Origin of the sequence: Pseudomonas salmasensis, assembly GCF_014268375.2 — a bacterium.
GTDB lineage: Bacteria > Pseudomonadota > Gammaproteobacteria > Pseudomonadales > Pseudomonadaceae > Aquipseudomonas > Aquipseudomonas salmasensis.
Window position 1 is genome coordinate 3,319,962 of sequence record NZ_CP077083.1, and the last position, 18,993, is coordinate 3,338,954.

General features: G+C 61.3%; 21 protein-coding genes. 12 read left to right on the forward strand and 9 right to left on the reverse strand.

From position 1 onward, the window contains the following. Nucleotide 1 precedes the first annotated feature (1 nt). The gene (locus tag HU731_RS14975) at nt 2-748 is read right to left on the reverse strand and encodes a LytR/AlgR family response regulator transcription factor (protein WP_010053067.1); all 747 of its coding nucleotides are present in this window, start codon (nt 746-748) and stop codon (nt 2-4) included. Between the two features lie 501 nt (nt 749-1,249). Between HU731_RS14975 and argH the strand changes: the two genes are divergently transcribed. Further along, nucleotides 1,250-2,644, forward strand: coding sequence for an argininosuccinate lyase (argH, locus tag HU731_RS14980; protein ID WP_020302866.1), 1,395 nt, complete (start codon nt 1,250-1,252; stop codon nt 2,642-2,644). 100 nt (nt 2,645-2,744) lie between these two features. Here argH and HU731_RS14985 read toward each other — a convergent pair whose 3' ends face one another. Next, nucleotides 2,745-3,404, reverse strand: coding sequence for a glutathione S-transferase family protein (locus tag HU731_RS14985; protein WP_186607040.1), 660 nt, complete (start codon nt 3,402-3,404; stop codon nt 2,745-2,747). A 125-nt stretch (nt 3,405-3,529) separates the two neighbouring features. Here HU731_RS14985 and HU731_RS14990 point away from each other — a divergent pair, with 125 nt between their 5' ends. The 3 genes from HU731_RS14990 to HU731_RS15000 all read left to right on the forward strand — a co-directional run bounded on the left by HU731_RS14990 (nt 3,530) and on the right by HU731_RS15000 (nt 7,181). Further along, entirely contained in the window at nt 3,530-3,814 is a 285-nt protein-coding gene (locus HU731_RS14990; protein WP_014720450.1) for a hypothetical protein, read from the forward strand. 95 nt (nt 3,815-3,909) lie between these two features. Further along, nucleotides 3,910-4,164, forward strand: a complete 255-nt coding sequence (locus HU731_RS14995) for a TIGR02647 family protein (RefSeq protein WP_003195403.1) — start codon at nt 3,910-3,912, stop codon at nt 4,162-4,164. 176 nt (nt 4,165-4,340) lie between these two features. Further along, nucleotides 4,341-7,181 carry a class I adenylate cyclase gene (locus HU731_RS15000; protein WP_186607041.1) on the forward strand — a complete coding sequence of 947 codons (2,841 nt, stop codon included), beginning with the start codon at nt 4,341-4,343 and terminating at the stop codon, nt 7,179-7,181. Here the strand turns inward: HU731_RS15000 and rnk are convergent. The 3 genes from rnk to cyaY form a co-directional block, all read right to left on the reverse strand. After that, entirely contained in the window at nt 7,178-7,591 is a 414-nt protein-coding gene (rnk, locus tag HU731_RS15005) for a nucleoside diphosphate kinase regulator (RefSeq protein ID WP_186607042.1), read from the reverse strand. The genes HU731_RS15000 and rnk overlap by 4 nt on opposite strands. A 131-nt stretch (nt 7,592-7,722) precedes the next feature. Further along, entirely contained in the window at nt 7,723-7,944 is a 222-nt protein-coding gene (locus tag HU731_RS15010; RefSeq protein WP_189661136.1) for a DUF1289 domain-containing protein, read from the reverse strand. Continuing rightward, a complete protein-coding gene (cyaY, locus tag HU731_RS15015) occupies nt 7,944-8,276 on the reverse strand; it encodes an iron donor protein CyaY (protein ID WP_032894564.1) in 333 nt (110 codons plus the stop codon). Before cyaY ends, HU731_RS15010 begins: the two co-directional genes overlap by 1 nt. A gap of 238 nt (nt 8,277-8,514) precedes the next feature. Here cyaY and lptM point away from each other — a divergent pair, with 238 nt between their 5' ends. From lptM to HU731_RS15045, 6 genes are read left to right on the forward strand one after another with little or no spacing between them, the layout of a single operon-like run. Beyond that, nucleotides 8,515-8,682, forward strand: coding sequence for an LPS translocon maturation chaperone LptM (gene lptM / locus HU731_RS15020; protein WP_003195417.1), 168 nt, complete (start codon nt 8,515-8,517; stop codon nt 8,680-8,682). Nucleotides 8,683-8,696: 14 nt separating this feature from the next. Beyond that, entirely contained in the window at nt 8,697-9,944 is a 1,248-nt protein-coding gene (gene lysA, locus HU731_RS15025; RefSeq protein ID WP_186607043.1) for a diaminopimelate decarboxylase, read from the forward strand. Nucleotides 9,945-9,947: 3 nt separating this feature from the next. Continuing rightward, nucleotides 9,948-10,778, forward strand: a complete 831-nt coding sequence (gene dapF / locus HU731_RS15030) for a diaminopimelate epimerase (RefSeq protein ID WP_186607044.1) — start codon at nt 9,948-9,950, stop codon at nt 10,776-10,778. A gap of 13 nt (nt 10,779-10,791) precedes the next feature. Next, the gene (locus tag HU731_RS15035; protein WP_186607045.1) at nt 10,792-11,508 is read left to right on the forward strand and encodes a DUF484 family protein; all 717 of its coding nucleotides are present in this window, start codon (nt 10,792-10,794) and stop codon (nt 11,506-11,508) included. A gap of 2 nt (nt 11,509-11,510) precedes the next feature. Beyond that, a complete protein-coding gene (xerC, locus tag HU731_RS15040) occupies nt 11,511-12,410 on the forward strand; it encodes a tyrosine recombinase XerC (RefSeq protein WP_186607046.1) in 900 nt (299 codons plus the stop codon). Then, the gene (locus HU731_RS15045; protein ID WP_186607047.1) at nt 12,407-13,102 is read left to right on the forward strand and encodes an HAD family hydrolase; all 696 of its coding nucleotides are present in this window, start codon (nt 12,407-12,409) and stop codon (nt 13,100-13,102) included. Before xerC ends, HU731_RS15045 begins: the two co-directional genes overlap by 4 nt. Before the next feature lie 189 nt (nt 13,103-13,291). On the opposite strand, the gene sutA is transcribed toward HU731_RS15045, so the two are convergent. From sutA to glnK, 4 genes are all read right to left on the reverse strand, one after another. Continuing rightward, nucleotides 13,292-13,627 carry a dormancy-specific transcriptional regulator SutA gene (sutA, locus tag HU731_RS15050; RefSeq protein WP_003195427.1) on the reverse strand — a complete coding sequence of 112 codons (336 nt, stop codon included), beginning with the start codon at nt 13,625-13,627 and terminating at the stop codon, nt 13,292-13,294. A 102-nt stretch (nt 13,628-13,729) separates the two neighbouring features. Continuing rightward, a complete protein-coding gene (locus HU731_RS15055; protein ID WP_003195429.1) occupies nt 13,730-14,155 on the reverse strand; it encodes a secondary thiamine-phosphate synthase enzyme YjbQ in 426 nt (141 codons plus the stop codon). 209 nt (nt 14,156-14,364) lie between these two features. Further along, nucleotides 14,365-15,702: an ammonium transporter gene (locus tag HU731_RS15060; RefSeq protein ID WP_020302863.1), complete on the reverse strand. Its 1,338-nt coding sequence runs from the start codon at nt 15,700-15,702 to the stop codon at nt 14,365-14,367. A gap of 34 nt (nt 15,703-15,736) precedes the next feature. Continuing rightward, the gene (gene glnK / locus HU731_RS15065; RefSeq protein WP_002555808.1) at nt 15,737-16,075 is read right to left on the reverse strand and encodes a P-II family nitrogen regulator; all 339 of its coding nucleotides are present in this window, start codon (nt 16,073-16,075) and stop codon (nt 15,737-15,739) included. Nucleotides 16,076-16,498: 423 nt separating this feature from the next. Between glnK and HU731_RS15070 the strand changes: the two genes are divergently transcribed. Beyond that, nucleotides 16,499-16,762, forward strand: a complete 264-nt coding sequence (locus HU731_RS15070; RefSeq protein WP_003195432.1) for an accessory factor UbiK family protein — start codon at nt 16,499-16,501, stop codon at nt 16,760-16,762. A gap of 627 nt (nt 16,763-17,389) precedes the next feature. After that, on the forward strand, nt 17,390-18,886 hold the full coding sequence (locus tag HU731_RS15075; protein ID WP_186607048.1) for a YifB family Mg chelatase-like AAA ATPase: 1,497 nt from the start codon (nt 17,390-17,392) through the stop codon (nt 18,884-18,886). Nucleotides 18,887-18,993: the final 107 nt, after the last annotated feature.

The window sequence follows — 18,993 nt, forward strand, 5'->3', positions numbered from 1 at the left end:
GCTAAAGCTGCTGCATCATCTTGCGCACGCCGGCGACATGGCGTCGGCTGACGATCAACGCATCGCCATTGAGCCCCTTCAGGAATAGCTGAAAGTGCCCCAGGGGCGTGCGCTGCAGGCGCTCGATGCGTTCACGGGCGACCAGCGCGTTGCGATGAATGCGCACGAAACGTTCGCCAAACTCGTCTTCAAGGGCCTTGAGCGGTTCATCGAGCAACACTTCACCGGTCTCATGGCGCAAGGTCACGTATTTGTGATCGGCAATAAAGTAGACCACCTGGCCGAGTGGGATCAGCTCGATGCCCTTGCGAGTACGCGCGCTGATATGGCTGCGTGGCCCGTTACCACTTTGCGCAGCCGGCTGCGTCAAGGCAGCCAGTTGGGCACGGCTGGGGCGCTCGGCTTTTTTCAGGGCCTTGAGCAAGGCTTCGGCGGTGGCCGGCTTGATGAGAAAACTGACACCGCTGTCTTCCAGCGTCTGTGCAGAAAACTCATCCTGCGCCGCACACAGCACCACGGCGGGCGGCGATTCGCGTTCGCTCAAGCGGGCGGCGACTTGCAGGCCGTCGAAGCCCGGCATGCGGATATCGAGCAGCACTACATCCGGCTTGTGGCTGTCGATCAGCGTCAACGCCTCTTCGCCGCTGGTGGCACTCGGTTCAAGGACTGTATAACCCTCGAGTTCACTGACCAGACGGCTCAGTCGCTCGCGGGCTTGGGGTTCGTCATCAACGATCAGGACATTCATATTGCGCTGGATTCCTGCGTGAGTCTCGCACAAGGATAGCGTAGACAGGTGCGGTGACTGACGTCACAGCGATCCACGCTAAGACTAGCGCGAGCGGCAAAAAGTGCCCTGAGAATGGCACCCAAATTTACCCGGACCTGTTCAATAGCGCCCAAGACCCGCTGCCTCCGGGCATCGTCGTAGGGTTCACTGATAAACAATCCGAATACCCCCCTGTTTAATGGATAGTCTGGTTATGACCGCATCACCCGACTTTGGTGCATTCACACACTATCAGTCCAACTGTAGACGCTCACTGAGGCGACATTGCTCAATCGTCAAATATCGTTTCAATAAGTACCTGCCCCCAGTCTCGTCCCGGATGCGGTCGGCGGCAAGGCACTTAGCCATCTCTTACACAAATAAAATTGCCGACCACCCGCAGCACCGCGTCTACGGGCAACCCTGTTATGATCGCCGGCACACCTTCATGCCTCTTTTAAGCAGATCACGAGCGAATCCATGAGCACCGACAAGACCAACCAGTCCTGGGGCGGCCGCTTCAGTGAACCCGTCGACGCCTTCGTCGCGCGCTTCACCGCCTCCGTCACCTTCGATCAACGCCTGTACCGCCACGACATCATGGGCTCCATCGCCCACGCCACGATGCTGGCCAAGGTTGGCGTGCTGACCGACGCCGAGCGTGACAGCATCATCGACGGCCTGACCACCATCCGCGGTGAGATCGAGGCAGGGACGTTCGACTGGCGCGTCGACCTGGAAGACGTGCACATGAACATCGAGGCACGCCTCACCGATCGCATCGGCGTGACCGGCAAAAAACTGCACACCGGCCGTAGCCGTAACGACCAGGTCGCCACCGATATCCGCCTGTGGCTGCGTGATGAGATCGACCTGATCCTGGGCGAAATCACCCGCCTGCAAAAAGGCTTGCTGGAGCAGGCCGAGCGTGAGTCAGACACCATCATGCCCGGCTTCACCCACCTGCAGACCGCACAGCCTGTGACCTTCGGCCACCACCTGCTGGCCTGGTTCGAAATGCTCAGCCGCGACTACGAGCGCCTGGTCGATTGCCGCAAGCGCGCCAACCGTATGCCGCTGGGCAGCGCGGCACTGGCCGGCACCACCTACCCGATCGACCGTGAGTACACCGCGCAACTGCTGGGCTTTGACGCCGTGGGCGGCAACTCGTTGGACGGCGTATCAGACCGGGACTTCGCCATCGAATTCTGCGCCGCGGCCAGTATCGCGATGATGCACCTGTCGCGCTTCTCCGAAGAGCTGGTGCTCTGGACCAGCGCGCAATTCCAGTTCATCGACCTGCCGGACCGCTTCTGCACCGGCAGCTCGATCATGCCGCAAAAGAAAAACCCCGACGTGCCAGAGCTGGTGCGTGGCAAGAGCGGCCGTGTATTCGGCGCACTGATGGGCCTGCTGACCCTGATGAAAGGCCAACCACTGGCTTACAACAAGGACAACCAGGAAGACAAGGAGCCGCTGTTCGACGCCGCCGACACCCTGCGCGACTCGCTGCGCGCCTTTGCCGACATGATCCCGGCGATCAAGCCCAAGCACGCGATCATGCGTGAAGCGGCACTGCGCGGGTTCTCCACCGCGACCGACCTGGCGGATTACCTGGTGCGCCGTGGCCTGCCGTTCCGTGACTGCCACGAAATCGTTGGCCACGCCGTGAAGTACGGTGTGGACACCGGCAAGGACCTGGCGGAAATGAGCCTGGAAGAACTGCGCCAGTTCAGCGACCAGATCGAGCAGGATGTGTTTGCCGTGCTGACCCTGGAAGGCTCGGTGAATGCCCGTAACCATGTGGGCGGCACTGCGCCGGCACAGGTCAAGGCGGCGGTCGTGCGCGGCCAGCAATTGCTCGCCAGCCGCTAAAAGCATCGCAGGCAAGCCAGCTCCCACACTTGATTGGGTTCACACATCAAAATGTGGGAGCGGGCTTGCCCGCGATGGTGCCCTTACAGTTGCCAAAGATTTATTTTTTGGCTGCAATCATCGCCATGAACGCCGGCAGCGCCGCCTGCCTGTCCGCCTCAACTTTCTGCGCATTGGGCATCTCATTCAGGCGCGCCAACAATGCCTTCGCCTTCGGCAACTGCTCCAGCAGGTCCAGCCCAAACAGCTTCTCGCCCACACCGCAGGCCAGGTTCAGGCTGTACATGAAATACAGATCCGCGAGGGTAAAGCTCTCCCCTGCCACATAAGGCGCAAACTTACCGTGCCGGCCTAACGTACCCATCCCAAGCAGCAGCTCGGCCCTGGATTTTTCCTTGATCGCCTCCGGCACCGTCATGCCGAAAAAAGCCTCGGCGTAACACGCCCGCGCAGGCAGTTCGATGTACAGCTCGATCTCACGGCACAACGCCAACACCTGAGCCCGCGCAAACGGGTCGGCGGGCAACAGCGCCGGGCCTTCCTGGCTCTGCTCGAGGTATTCGAGGATGACGCTGGTTTCGTTGATGAACCCCTGCTTCACACCCAGCACCGGCACTTTGCCGCGGGGGCTTACCGCCAAAGCTTCGGGGGTTTGACCGGCATAAAAAGGCACCTCTTCGAAGGGCAGTCCTTTCTCCAACAGCGCCAGCTTGACCATGTTGTAGTAGTTGCTGACCGAAAATCCGTAAAGCTTGAGCATCGCAAAGCCTCCAGGCCGGGTGTGGGGTTGGCTGCAAGAGTTATAGATCCTTGAGAGCACCCTGACCAGCAGCATCACCCACCTGAATGGGGGTAGACTGACGCCCTTTCCTTGAGGAGCCTGCCATGAGCGAGCCGACCGATATCGACAACGACGAAGAAGAATTCACCGAGACCACGCTGATCGAAGCCATCGAGAACCAGATCGAGAGCGATAACCCGCCAGCGGCCAAGGCTACGTTCAACAAACTGACCCTGGTGGGTTACGAGCGCGAAGATATCCTGAATCTGATGGCTCACGTGTTGGCGTTCGAGATCGATGCCATGCTCGAAGATGACCGCGCCTTCAATACCGAGTGGTATGAAACCGCACTACGGGCACTGCCCGAGCTGCCGCCGGAAAAGGAATAACCCCGGCACGCAGCAACACGCTGGACAGTTCGGCAAAGTGCGTTCACCTTATGGCCTGCTAGCCTCTAATAAATTTTAGAAAGTCTGGAGTCCTTATGTCGTATACCCCTGAGTTGGTTGCCGAACTGGAAATCCTTGTACTCTTCCCCTTGGACAGCACCAAGGAAGGCTTGAAAGTCCATCAGACTGCCGCCCCTACTGCCATCGCCGCTGCCAAGCGCCTCCATGCCAAAGGGCTGATCGACCAACCGGACGGGGGCTACCTGACGAGCCTTGGCCGGGACGCTGCCGAGCAAGCCCAAACCCTGCTGACCATCCTCACCACTGCCAGCACCAAAGAAGCCGCCTGATACCTGATACCTGATACCGCCCATGGAATCCGCCGCCTGCGGATTCCGCGGGCATTGTTGCGCGGCATACAAAATTCTGACGCCAAAAAGCCACTTCCCTCTAAAACTCCTACGCTACTGTCTGTAAACTCCTGCATGGCCGCCCGCGTCGGGCCCTGCGAGCCACCGAGTTCGACATGACCCGCACCCATGAAATCCGCCCCGATCTGGACGAAGGCATCGACCGCAAGGTGCTGACCCAACTGCGCGCGCGTTTCATGACCGTCAATCAGGGCCGCATGGCCCGGGCCGTCGAAGGGCTGACGCCACGCCAGCAAAGCGTGCTGGCTTTGTTGCCGCTGTTTTTCCACGTCAATCACCCGCTGCTGCCAGGCTACGTCTCCAGCAGCACGCCGGCCGGGTTGTCGAATTTTGAACCGGACGCCCAGGCCCTGGCCGATGCCCAGCGCCTGACCCGCTCGTTCTCCTATAAACCGCGCCACGGCAACCCGCCTACGCCGATCCACGGTTTGTTCCTGATGGGCAGCCTAGGCACGCTGGCCCAGGCCGATCAAAGCGATATGGACGTGTGGGTGTGCCACGCCCCCGACCTGAACGAGACCGAGCTGGCAGAACTGCGCAAAAAGTGCCAACTGCTGGAGGCCTGGGCCTCGGGCATGGGCGCCGAGGCGCATTTCTTCCTGATCGACCCGACGCGCTTTGTGTTGGGTGATCGCGATACGCAACTGAGTTCCGACGACTGCGGCACCACCCAGCACTACCTGCTGTTGGATGAGTTCTATCGCACCGCGATCTGGCTGGCCGGGCGCACACCCATCTGGTGGCTGGTGCCGGTCTACGAAGAAAACCGCTACGCCGAGTTTACTCACGCCTTGGTGTCCAAGCGCTTTATCCGCGCCGATGAAACCCTCGACCTCGGCCATCTGGCTCATATCCCCCCGGGGGAATTTATTGGTGCCGGGCTGTGGCAACTGTTCAAGGGCATCGAGTCGCCCTACAAATCGGTGCTCAAGCTGCTGCTGACCGAGGTCTACGCCAGCGAACACCCGAAGGTGCAGTGCCTGAGCCTGCGCTTCAAACAGGCGGTGTTCAGCCATCAGGTAGACCTGGATGAGCTGGACCCGTACATCATGGTCTACCGCCGCATCGAGGAATACCTCAAGGCCCGCAACGAACTGGAGCGCCTAGAACTGGTGCGGCGCAGCCTGTACCTGAAGGTCAACCGCAAGCTCAGCGCCGGCCAGCGCACTGCCGGTTGGCAACGGCAGTTGCTGGAACGCCTGGCGCATGAATGGGGTTGGGACACGCGCCAACTGGCCCTGCTGGACAGCCGCAGCCAATGGAAAGTGCGCCAGGTCGCCTCCGAGCGCCGCGCGCTGGTCAATGAGTTGAACTACAGCTACCGCTTCCTCACCCAGTTCACCCGCAGCGAACAGACCGCCAGCCCGATCAATAAACGCGACCTCAATGTACTGGGCCGCCGCTTGTACGCGGCGTTCGAGCGCAAGGCCGGCAAGGTTGAGTTCATCAACCCCGGCATCGCCCCCGACCTGGCCGAAGACACCTTGACCCTGGTGCAGTCGCCCAACCGCAAGGAGCCGGGCCAGCACCATTGGGGCCTGTACAACGGCAACCTTACCGCTCTGGAATGGGAACACTTCGCGCCGATCAAACGCAGCCGCGACCTGCTGGAAATGCTCACCTGGTGCCATCGCAACGGCGTGATCGACAGCAGCACCCGCCTGGCACTGCACCCCGGCACCAGCGACATGAGCGAGTTCGAGCTGTTCAACCTGCTCGGCAGCCTGCAACAGACCATCGCCCTGCCCCTGGCCAGTGTCGATGAGAGCCGCTTGCTGCGCCCGGCAGTGCCGGAAGAGGTGCTGCTGCTGATCAACGTTGGGGTTGACCCGCTCAAGCATCATCGCGACCTGAATATCCTGATGACCACGGAGCGCACCGACTCCCTGAGCTATGCCGGCGTACGCGATAACCTGGTGCTGACCCTGGACCAGGTCACGCTCAACAGCTGGAACGAAGTGATGGTCAGCCGCTATGACGGCCCGCACGCCCTGCTCGACTGCCTGCGCGACTACCTCAACCAACTGCCATCGAACCATCTGCCACGCCTGCGGGTGCGCTGCTTCTGCCACAACCGGGCGCAGTTCATTGCCCAGCGGGTGGAAGAGGTATTCGACACCGCGCAGCATCTGCTGCTCGGCCAGGGCAACCATCGCTACCTGCTCCAGGTGCAGCAGCATTACCACGTGATGGAACTGGTGCCGGGCCAAGCCACCCATGTCTCACTGCCGACCCAGGACGCGCTGATCGCCTACCTCAGTGAGGAGCTGGCCAGCTACAGCCCGTGGCACCTGGACGCCATGGCCCTGGAAGACCACGACCTGGCGCTGCTGCTGCCCATGGGCCAGGCCGAGTGCGTGCAGGTGTTCTACCGGGTCAATGAAGGCTTCGCCGACGTGTATGTGCTCGACGAATTCAACGCGCTCTGGCAACAGCGCTTGCCGTTTCATGATGAGCAAAGCCTGTTGGCACCGCTGCAGCGCTTTTTGCAATCGATCCTGTACCGCCGCGAAGCACTATCGTCCCTGGACGCCCAGCAACCCGCGGGCGAGGTACAGATCCTGTACTACCAACTGTTGCCATCGGGCAGCGGCCGTGCGCGAGGCGTGGAGCCGCGGCCGGCCCCGCAAGACCCTGCCAACAAGGCGTTTTATGACGTGCAGGCGATTATCGGCAAAGGCGCGCCGGGCCAGGTAGGGATCACCCTGTACTGCAATCAGCGGGAGTTTTGCGAACTGGAATTTGGCGACCAGCTGTTTACGGTGGTCGCCCGGGAGATCGTCGGGCAACGTCGGGAAACCGAGCGTTACCGCTGCTATATCACTGACCTGGATCTGTCGGGGCTGCTCGGTGATGTGCAAAGCCCAAGCAATCTGTACCTGCGCTATAAAGCCGAACTGGAACAGTCACTCAATGCGGCCTTGAATCAGGTTTAGAGCGGGAAGGCGCCGCCATCTTTGGGCTGGCCTTCGACGCTGAGCAATTCCAGCTTCAGGGTCTTGCCGCCAGGCGCCGGCCAGTCGATGTGCTGGCCCACTTGCAGGCCAAGCAATGCGCTGCCCACGGGTGCCATGATCGAAATCTTGCCTTCGTCGGCGTTCGCGTGCTTGGGGTAGACCAACGTCAGGTGATAGTCCTTGCCGCTGCTTTGCTCACGGCAATGCACGCTGGAGTTCATGGTCACGACACCCGCAGGCACTTCATCGTGACCAACCACGTCTTCGGCGCGGTCGAGTTCGGCTTGCAATGCTTCGGCGCCGGGAGACTCGTCGCCCAAGCGGTCGATCAGTTGCTCCAGACGCTGCACGTCAAGACGGGTAAGAATGATGGACGGTGCGGTGGTCATGATTCAGGCAGACTCCTTTTTTCTGCACAAAAAAGCAAAACCCCGCCAGGAAAAGGCGGGGTTCTCACGGACCTCGATGAATGGAGGTGTATCCGGACACTACCACAGCGACACAAATAAACAAGACGCCGTCAGGTGCTCGCCTTGCGCTGCTCGGCCTCGGCACAGATCACCCGGCGCCGCGCATCGTCGGCAGAGCGCCATTCCCGGATGTCTTCCACATGGCGGAAGCAGCCCAGGCAGACTTTCTGCTCGTCCAGGCGACACAAACTGATACAAGGTGACGGCACTGCCGGGCTGACATTGCTGAACAGCGGCTTGGGCGGGCGTACAGCTACAGGCTCACTCACCATCAGATCTCATCGAAATCCAGTTCGTCGCCGGTGTATTCCTGGACCAGGCGGGCGAGCATCTCACCCAGCAACTCTTCACTCTTGTCGCACTGCCATTTGCCGCTTTCTTCATCGTAATCGAAGTGAACGCCACCGGAGCGCGCTGCCAGCCACAGCTGACGCAGCGGCTCCTGGCGGCTGAAGATCAGTTGCTGGCCGCTCTCGAACTTGACGGTCAGCACACCGGCCGAGTTTTCCAGGTCCACGTCCAGGCCGCTGTCGTCGAAAATATCTTCCAGCCCCTGCTGGGTGGCATCCACCAGGTCGTGAAAACGGGCTTCGGTCAAACTCATTGTGGCAACCTCAAAAGTGTCTGGTTTTGCTCAAGCGCCGCACGATACGGGCGAGCTTCGCCGATTGCAAAGGATACTGATTTGATCACGGATGACGGTACGAAATATCCCCAGGCATCGTAGCCTGCTTCCCGACTATCTCGGCAAACCCCCGCCGGACGGGTGTTGCGGCGCATAGGCAAGCTGGCGGGTGGTCGGTATACTCGGGCGCAATTAATGCATATTCAAGGATTTCGCCATGAAGCGCCTGATCTCTTCCCTTGCTGCGCTCGTCGCGGTCGCTTGCCTCGTTAGTGCCTGTGGCCAGAAAGGCCCGTTGTACCTGCCCGATGACAGCAAAGATCCAAACGAACAGGCGCAATCGTCGCAAAAGCCGTCAAAAGCCCATAAGCACGACACCTACTAAGCTAAGGGAAACTTATGGACGCTTTTAACTACCGGGACGGCGAGCTGTTCGCGGAAGGCGTGGCCTTGTCCGCGATTGCCCAGCGCTTCGGCACCCCGACCTATGTGTACTCGCGTGCGCATATCGAAGCCCAATACCGCTCGTTCACCGACGCGCTCGACGGCGTGCCCCACCTGGTGTGCTACGCAGTCAAGGCCAACTCCAACCTGGGTGTACTCAATGTCCTGGCGCGTCTTGGCGCTGGTTTTGACATCGTGTCCCGTGGCGAGCTGGAACGCGTACTGGCCGCCGGCGGCCAGGCGGACAAAATCGTCTTCTCCGGTGTCGGCAAGAGCCGCGAAGACATGCGCCGCGCCCTGGAAGTCGGCGTGCATTGCTTCAACGTCGAATCCACCGACGAGCTGGAGCGCCTGCAAGTGGTCGCAGCCGAGATGGGCGTGCGTGCGCCGATCTCCCTGCGCGTCAACCCGGACGTCGACGCCGGCACCCACCCGTACATTTCCACCGGTCTCAAAGAGAACAAGTTCGGCATTGCCATCGCCGACGCCGAAGACGTGTACATCCGCGCCGCCCAACTGCCGAACCTGGAAGTGCTGGGTGTCGACTGTCATATCGGCTCGCAACTGACCACATTGCCACCGTTCCTGGATGCCCTCGACCGCCTGCTGGCGTTGATCGACCGCCTGGGCGACTGCGGCATCTACCTGCACCACATCGACCTCGGTGGTGGCGTGGGTGTGCGTTATCGCGATGAAGAGCCGCCGCTGATTGCCGACTATATCCAGGCCGTGCGCGAGCGCATCGAAGGCCGCGACCTGACGCTGATGTTCGAGCCAGGCCGCTACATCGTCGCCAACGCTGGCGTGCTGCTGACTCAGGTCGAGTACCTCAAGCACACCGAGCACAAGGATTTCGCCATCGTCGATGCGGCGATGAACGACCTGATCCGCCCGGCGCTGTACCAGGCCTGGATGGACGTCACCGCCGTGACGCCGCGTGCAAGCGACGCCCGCGCCTATGACATCGTCGGGCCCATCTGCGAGACCGGCGACTTCCTGGCCAAGGATCGTGAGTTGGCGCTTGAGGAAGGTGATCTGCTGGCCGTGCATTCGGCCGGTGCCTACGGGTTTGTCATGAGTTCCAACTACAACACCCGCGGGCGTACCGCCGAGGTGCTGGTGGACGGTGATCAAGCATTTGAAGTGCGTCGCCGCGAGACGGTAGCCGAGTTGTATGCTGGCGAAAGCCTGCTGCCGGAGTAAGCCATGCTGCTGCGTTTTACCAAGATGCACGGGCTGGGTAATGATTTCATGGTCCTCGACCTGGTCAGCCAGCACGCGCACATCCTGCCCAAGCACGCCAAACAGTGGGGCGATCGCCACACCGGGATCGGGTTCGACCAGTTGCTGCTGGTCGAGGCGCCGAGCAACCCGGAGGTGGATTTCCGCTACCGGATCTTCAACTCCGACGGTTCCGAAGTGGAACAGTGCGGCAACGGCGCGCGCTGCTTTGCGCGTTTTGTGCTCGACAAACGCCTGACTGCCAAACGCCAGATTCGCGTCGAAACCAAAGGTGGCGTGATCGAACTGGACATCCGCAACGATGGCCAGATCAGCGTCAACATGGGCGCGCCGCGCCTGGTGCCGGCGGATATTCCGTTCCAGGCCACCGAGCAGGCCCTCAGTTACACGTTGGATGTGGATGGCAAAACCGTGGAGATCGCTGCCGTGTCCATGGGCAACCCCCATGCGGTGCTGCGGGTCACCGACATCAATAACGCCCCCGTGCATGAACTGGGGCCGAAGATCGAACATCACCCGCGCTTTCCGGCACGGGCCAATGTGGGCTTTTTGCAGGTGATCGACCGTAACCGTGCGCAATTGCGCGTATGGGAACGCGGCGTCGGCGAAACCCAGGCTTGCGGCACCGGTGCTTGTGCCGCTGCCGTGGCCGCGATCAGCCAGGGGTGGATGGATTCGCCGCTGTTGATCGACCTGCCCGGTGGACGTTTGTCCATCGAATGGGCAGGCCCTGGCCACCCGGTGATGATGACCGGGCCGGCCACGCGTGTATACGAAGGACAGGTCCGTCTATGAGTGAGCCAAGCTAATGACCGATAAGCCTCAAGTACCCGCACACGCAACCCCGAGTGAAAGCCTGGAGGCCGCTGCTGTTGCGGCGTACCTTGAGGCTAACCCGGACTTCTTCGTCGAACACGAAGATCTGCTGCCAGCCCTGCGCATCCCTCACCAGCGCGGCGATACCGTGTCGCTGGTGGAGCGGCAGATGAAGATCCTGCGCGAGCGCAATATTGAAATGCGCCACCGGCTCTCTCATCTGATGGACGTGGCCCGCGACAACGACCGCTTGTTCGACAAGACGCGCCGCCTGATTCTGACCCTGATGGATGCCACCAGCCTGGAAGAAACGGTGATCGCCGTGGAAGACAGCCTGCGTGAGGATTTCCAGGTGCCCTTCGTCAGCCTGATCCTGTTCAGCGACAACCCGATGCCGGTGGGCCGCTGGGTCACAGGTGGCGAGGCGCAGACGGCCATCGGCGGCCTGTTGTCCGAAGGCAAGACCGTCAGCGGCACCTTGCGCGAGCATGAGCTGGACTTCCTGTTTGGTGCCGAACAACGCAAGCAGATCGGCTCTACGGCCGTCATCGCCCTCAGCCATCAAGGCTTGCACGGGGTACTGGCCATCGCCAGCCGCGATCCGGCGCACTACAAAAGCTCGGTGGGCACGTTGTTCCTCACCTATATCGCCGAAGTGCTGGGCCGCGTCCTGCCACGCCACACCACCACCCTGCGCGCGGTGCGCTGATCATGGAGCGGCAACTGGACGCTTACTGCGCTCACCTGCGCAATGAGCGCCAGGTGTCGCCCCATACGCTGGAAGCCTATCGGCGGGACTTGAACAAGGTCCTGGCCTATTGCGAAAAACAGCACGTCAGCAGTTGGACGGCCCTGGATATCCAGGCCCTGCGCAGCCTGATCGCCCGGTTGCACCAACAAGGCCAGTCCTCACGCAGCTTGTCTCGCCTGCTGTCGGCGGTGCGCGGCCTGTATCACTACCTCAATCGCGAAGGCCTGTGCGACCACGACCCGGCCAATGGCCTCTCGCCGCCCAAAGGCGAACGGCGCCTGCCCAAGACCCTGGACACCGACCGCGCCCTGCAGCTGCTCGACGGTGCCGTGGAGGATGACTTCCTGGCCCATCGCGACCAGGCAATCCTTGAGCTGTTCTACTCCTCGGGCCTGCGCCTGTCCGAGCTGACGAGCCTGAACCTCGATCAGTTGGACCTCGCCGATGGCCTGGTGCAAGTGCTCGGCAAAGGCAGCAAGACCCGCGTACTGCCCGTGGGCAGGAAAGCCCGCGAAGCCTTGCAGCGATGGCTGCCGCTACGCCTGCTGACCAACCCGGCAGACGATGCTGTGTTTGTCAGCCAGCAAGGCCGCCGCCTGGGGCCACGGGCGATTCAGCTGCGGGTCAAGGCCGCCGGCGAGCGGGAGCTGGGGCAGAATCTGCACCCGCACATGTTGCGTCATTCCTTCGCCAGCCACCTGCTCGAATCCTCCCAGGACCTGCGCGCCGTGCAGGAACTGCTCGGGCACTCGGATATCAAGACCACGCAAATCTACACCCACCTCGACTTCCAGCACCTGGCAACGGTGTACGACAGCGCCCATCCACGGGCCAAACGCATCAAGGGCGGCGACTCATGAGTATCAAGCTGATCACCTTCGACCTGGACGACACCCTCTGGGACAACGTACCCGTCATCATCAGCGCCGAAGCATCGATGCGCGAATGGCTGGCAGTTCACGCGTCCAAGGTCGGCGACCTGCCCCTTGAGCATTTTGCCAGCCTGCGCCAGCAGGTGTTGCAGCGTCATCCCGAGCTCAAGCACCGCATCAGCCTGCTGCGCCATCGCGTGTTGATGCATGCCTTCGAGGAGGCCGGTTATCCCCAGCCTGAGGCCACACAGATGGCGGATGTCTGCTTCGAAGCGTTCATCCACGCACGTCACCAACTCACCGTGTTCCCGGAAGCCGAGCCGATGCTCAAGGCGCTGCGCCAGCACTTCCTGCTGGGCGTGATCACCAATGGCAATGCCGATGTGCAGCGCGTGGGCCTGGCGGACTACTTTCACTTTGCCCTGCGCGCTGAAGATATCGGCATCGCCAAGCCGGATGCACGGCTGTTTCAGGAGGCCCTGCAACGTGGCGGTGTGGGCGCCAGCGCGGCGGTGCATGTGGGCGATCATCCGGGAGATGACATTGCCGGCGCGCAGCAGGCGGGGCTGCGGGCGGTGTGGTTCAACCCCACGGGCAAGGCCTGGGAGGGAGACAAGCACCCGGATGCGCAGATTCGCAGCCTGACGGAGTTGCCGCCCTTGCTGAGTCGCTGGAGCTAACACTGACCCAAAATGTGGGAGCTGGCTTGCCTGCGATAGCGGTGGGTCAGTCAACACAGGGCTCGCAGATAGACCGCTATCGCAGGCAAGCCAGCTCCCACAGGGTATTGCCGCGAACTGGTAAATTGCTCCAGACATGAAAAAGCCCGCAGCGACGGCGGGCTTTTTCTTACAAGCAGGAGGCAGACCTCAGATAGGTCGGCTGCCGTACTTGTTATCCGGCTTCTTCGGTGGGTCAGCCACCACGTTGGCCTCGACTTCCTGCACTTTGCCGCCTTTAGCGAGGAACTCTTCCATCGCACGGGCCAGGGCATCGCGCTCTTTGTTCTTGGCTTCAACACTCGGCAACTCGTCTACCGAAACAGCCGCCTTGGCTTTGCCTTTGGCTTTGGGAGCCGCGTCATCGCCCACACTGTCATCGGCATCTTCCGCAACGTCGTCAGCCGCTACTGCTTCAAGACCGTCTTCGGTGTCGTCTTCATCACCTACTTCGAGGTCGTCTTGTTCCAGATCATCGTCGCTCATGTTCTACCTCATGACTTGCGAAAAGCAGATTAGTTATAGCCCAGCTTCACCCTCTGTCGAGGCCGCTGGAAAAAAATCAACATCCACTGAATAGCCAGTGGCTTATGCCCCTTCACCGTGCAAGGTGGCGAGGACTTTACGAGCACCGCCATGATCACGGTGCTCGCCCAGATAAACACCTTGCCAGGTCCCTATCGCCAAGCGGCCGGCCTTGACCGGCAAACTCAGCTGGCAGCCCAGCAGACTGGCCTTGAAGTGCGCCGGCAAATCATCCGGACCTTCGTCGTTATGTTCAAACCCTGCGCGACCTTGTGGCACCAGCAGGTTGAAAAAACGCTCGAAGTCACGGCGAACCGCCGGGTCGGCATTCTCGTTGACGGTCAACGAGGCCGAGGTGTGCTGCAGCCACAGATGCAACAGGCCCACACGGCACGCCTTCAATTCAGGCAAGCCGGCAAGCAACTCGTCCGTTACCAAGTGAAAGCCCCGAGGCTTGGCCCGCAGGGTAATCAGGGTCTGTTGCCACATACAGTTCTCCGCCCATCGGCGCGCATTCTAGCGCGCTCTGAGAAAAAACAAAGTGCCTAATACGCCTTCATGCCTGTAAGACATTTGCACCCTTAAAAGTGCTGTGTGGATCCCATCACAAAGTCGATAAAAAACCCATGCACCTTTAGCCACAGACAAACGCCAGGCAAAAAAATGCCCGGCAAGCCGGGCATGTTTTTTTCACGTAGTTACAAGTTGTAGCCGCGCTCGTTGTGTTGCGCCAGGTCGAGGCCAACCGCCTCTTCTTCTTCGGTGACACGCAGGCCCATGACCATGTCGAGCACCTTGAGGATGACGTAGGTCACGATCGCCGTGTAGATCACGGTGAAGCCCACGCCTTTGCACTGTATCCACACTTGGGCCGCGATGTCGGTCACGGTGCCGAAGCCGCCCAGTGCCGGCGCTGCGAACACACCGGTAAGGATCGCACCGACGATACCGCCGATACCGTGCACGCCGAAAGCGTCCAGGGAGTCGTCGTAACCCAGCTTGCGCTTGAGGCTGGTCGCGCAGAAGAAGCACACCACACCGGCGACCAGGCCAATCACCAGGGCGCCCATCGGGCCCACGGTGCCAGCTGCTGGCGTCACGGCGACGAGGCCGGCAACCACGCCCGAGGCGATGCCCAGTGCGCTTGGCTTACCGTGGGTGATCCACTCGGCAAACATCCAGCCCAGGGCCGCAGCGGCGGTGGCGATCTGGGTCACCAGCATCGCCATGCCCGCGGTGCCGTTGGCCGCCGCAGCGGAACCGGCGTTGAAGCCAAACCAGCCGATCCACAGCATGGCCGCACCCACCAGGGTATAGCCCAGGTTATGCGGGGCCATCGGAGTGGTCGGGAAGCCCTTACGCTTGCCGAGCACGATGCACGCCACCAGGCCAGCCACACCCGCGTTGATGTGCACGACGGTGCCGCCCGCGAAGTCCAGCACGCCCCAGTCCCACATCAGGCCGCCGTTGCCGCTCCAGACCATGTGCGCGATCGGTGCATAGACCAGGGTGAACCAGATAGCCATGAAGATCAGCATCGCGGAGAACTTCATACGCTCAGCGAAAGCACCGACGATCAGCGCCGGGGTGATGATGGCAAAGGTCATCTGGAAGGTGATGAACACGGCTTCCGGAAACAGCGCCGCCGGCCCGGTGATGCTGGCCGGGGTGACACCCGCCAGGAACGCCTTGCCCATGCCGCCGAAGAAGGAATTGAAGTTGACCACGCCTTGTTCCATACCAGTGGTATCGAACGCGATGCTGTAGCCGTAGACGACCCAGAGAATGCTGATCAGGCCAGTGATGGCAAAGCACTGCATCATCACCGACAGAATGTTCTTGGAGCGGACCATGCCGCCGTAGAACAGCGCCAGGCCAGGGATGGTCATGAACAGCACCAGCGCGGTGGCGGTGAGCATCCAGGCGGTGTCGCCGGAATTGAGGACTGGAGCAGCCACTTCATCTGCCGCCATGGCCAGGCTTGGCATTACGATGGACAGCAGGGCTCCGAGCCCTGCGAATTTACGCAGAGTCATATTGTTTTCTCCTGGGGCGTTGGGGTTTGGCGGCTTAGATTGCGTCGGTATCGGTTTCGCCGGTACGGATGCGAATAGCCTGTTCCAGATTGACCACGAAGATCTTGCCGTCACCGATCTTGCCGGTGTTGGCCGCCTTGGTTATCGCCTCGATAACCCGGTCAAGATCCTTGTCGTCAATGGCGACGTCGATCTTCACCTTCGGCAGGAAATCGACCACGTATTCCGCGCCGCGATACAGCTCGGTATGACCCTTCTGCCGACCGAAGCCCTTGACCTCAGTAACGGTAATGCCCTGCACGCCGATCTCGGACAGTGACTCGCGTACATCGTCCAACTTGAACGGCTTGATGATGGCAGTGACTAGCTTCATGAAAACTCTCTCCCGAATTTGGTGGACTTGCCCCAGGAAAACAAACCCGTCTCAAGTCTAAGCGCAGTGCCTGGCTTTGTAACGCATCGTCGCCTCGGCATTTGCCGTCGCGACGCCAGCGAACCACTGGTGACGAGCCCTGTACCCCGGATCCGTCGGCGCACTGCATTCGTCACAGCGACTGCATCAGTGCATGGGTCATGATCGTCTAAGCAGAAACCTTGCCAGCTCCGTAAAAACCACTGAAATCAATCCATTGCCCGCTTGTGCCCACCTACAGGGCGCCTGCGCGGCCGCAATGCGCATCAAAACAGTGCGAGGCCGCCCGCCCCAATGCGCGAAAACCGTGCGCAACGGGGCGTGAAAATGACTATAGACGCTGCGTGATACACTGCCGGCCAACTGTTTTCCGGAATATGTCCAATGCTCGCGCCCAAAGACTTCCTCGACGCCCTGAGCGGCCACGCCTCTCGCCTGTTCAGCGGCGACACCCCGCTGCCCCGCAATGAAATCGAAAGCCAGTTCAAGGCTTTGCTACAGAGTGGTTTCAGCAAGCTCGACCTGGTCAGCCGGGAAGAGTTTGACAGCCAGATGGTGGTGCTGGCCCGCACACGTGCGCGACTGGAGAGCCTGGAGGCGAAGGTGGCGGAACTTGAAGCACGGTTGACGCCACCCTCTGCTGAATAAACACGGTGAGTGTGGGAGCTGGCTTGCCTGCGATAGCGGCCTGACAGTCAACACAGCTGGATTGTGTACATATCCATTCCTGCGGTCACGGCTACTTAGGGTTCCGCTCTGACAGGGTCACTTTTGGAAAAGAGCCCGGAATGCCGGCCCAGCCAAAAGTAACCAAAAGGGCTCTTGCCCGACCACTCGGCACCTCGCCTAGGCTCGGTGTGCCCGTAATCCGCCAGTGATTTGGGGGGCCGCCGCCACGCGCCATCCATGGCGCGGGGCGGCTAAACCGGCATCCCTGCCGGTTTACCCCCCAAATCCCTGTCGAATTCCGGCCAGCGTGGTTTAACGGGGCGCCTAAGATCAAAAGCAGATCAAGATCAAGAGCGACTCGCTTCGCATCGTGGTTACCGTTTGCTGCGACAGCCGACGAAGTTGTGTAGATACCTATGCCGCGATGGCGGTTCATCAGCGGATGATTCTTTGCTGACACACCGCCATCGCAGGCAAGCCTGCTCCCACATTTGTTTGCGTTGCCGCCCGGATACGTTCTGTAAAACCTCCCCCGCCCCGCTCCATTCCACCTCGTCTACCCTTGAAAAAACCGCAGGAAGCGGCCCTCCCATTCAAGGAACGAGCATGTCCCTCGCCATCGTCCACAGCCGCGCCCAGGTCGGTGTAGAAGCCCCCGCCGTCACCGTCGAAGTGCATATGGCCAATGGCCTGCCGTCTCTCACCCTGGTGGGCTTGCCCGAAACCGCAGTGAAGGAAAGCAAAGACCGCGTGCGCAGTGCCATCCTCAACTCGGCGCTGCAATATCCGGCCCGCCGCATCACGCTCAATCTCGCGCCCGCCGACCTGCCCAAGGACGGCGGGCGTTTTGATCTGGCGATTGCCCTGGGTATCCTGGCGGCCAGTGTGCAGGTGCCGGCCTTGACGCTCGATGACGTGGAGTGCCTTGGGGAACTGGCGTTGTCCGGCGAGGTGCGCGCGGTGAAAGGGGTATTGCCGGCCGCGCTGGCAGCGCGCAAGGCCGGGCGCACCGTGATAGTGCCGCGTGCCAATGCCGAGGAGGCGTGCCTGGCGTCGGGGTTGAAGGTGATTGCGGTGGATCACTTGCTGCAAGTGGTGGCGCACTTGAATGGGCATGTGCCGATTGAGCCCTACAGGTCCGACGGCTTGCTGTACTTGAACAAGCCTTACCCGGACCTGAGTGAAGTGCAGGGCCAACTCGCGGCCAAGCGCGCATTGCTGATCGCGGCGGCGGGCGCGCATAACCTGCTGTTCAGCGGGCCACCGGGTACCGGCAAGACGTTATTGGCCAGCCGGCTACCGGGCTTGCTGCCGCCATTGAGCGAGCAGGAAGCGCTGGAAGTGGCCGCAATCCAATCCGTGGTCAGCCTGGCACCGCTGAGCCATTGGCCAAACCGCCCGTTCCGTCAGCCACACCACTCGGCATCCGGGCCCGCGCTGGTGGGTGGCGGCTCGAAGCCACAACCGGGGGAAATCACCCTGGCCCATCACGGGGTGTTGTTCCTGGATGAGCTGCCAGAGTTCGATCGCAAGGTGCTGGAGGTGCTGCGTGAACCATTGGAGTCGGGGCACATCGTGATCTCCCGCGCCCGTGACCGCGTGAGTTTCCCGGCGCGCTTTCAGCTGGTCGCGGCGATGAACCCCTGCCCTTGCGGCTACATGGGCGAACCCAGCGGGCGTTGCCGGTGTACGCCGGAGCAGATCCAGCGCTATCGCAACAAGCTATCCGGCCCTTTGCTGGACCGGATTGATTTGCACCTGACCGTCGCGCGGGAGGCCACTGCTCTGAGCCCCACTCAACAGGCGGGCGACACAACGGCCGATGCCTCGGTGCGGGTAGCGCAAGCACGCGAGCGCCAACAGCAACGCCAGGGATGTGCCAATGCTTTTCTGGACCTGCCGGGGCTGCGCCAGCACTGCAAGCTGCCAAAGGTCGACGAGGGTTGGCTGGAGACCGCCTGCGAGCGACTGACACTGTCGCTGCGGGCGGCCCATCGGCTGCTGAAGGTGGCGCGCACCCTGGCGGACCTGGACCAGATGGAAGCCATTACCCGCGACCATCTGAAGGAAGCCCTGCAATACCGCCCGGCATCCCTCTCTTGAGCCTTACGCAACATCAATGTGGGAGCGGGCTTGCTCGCGAATGCGGTAAATCAGTAGCAGATGGGTGGTCTGACACTCCGCATTCGCGAGCAAGCCCGCTCCCACAA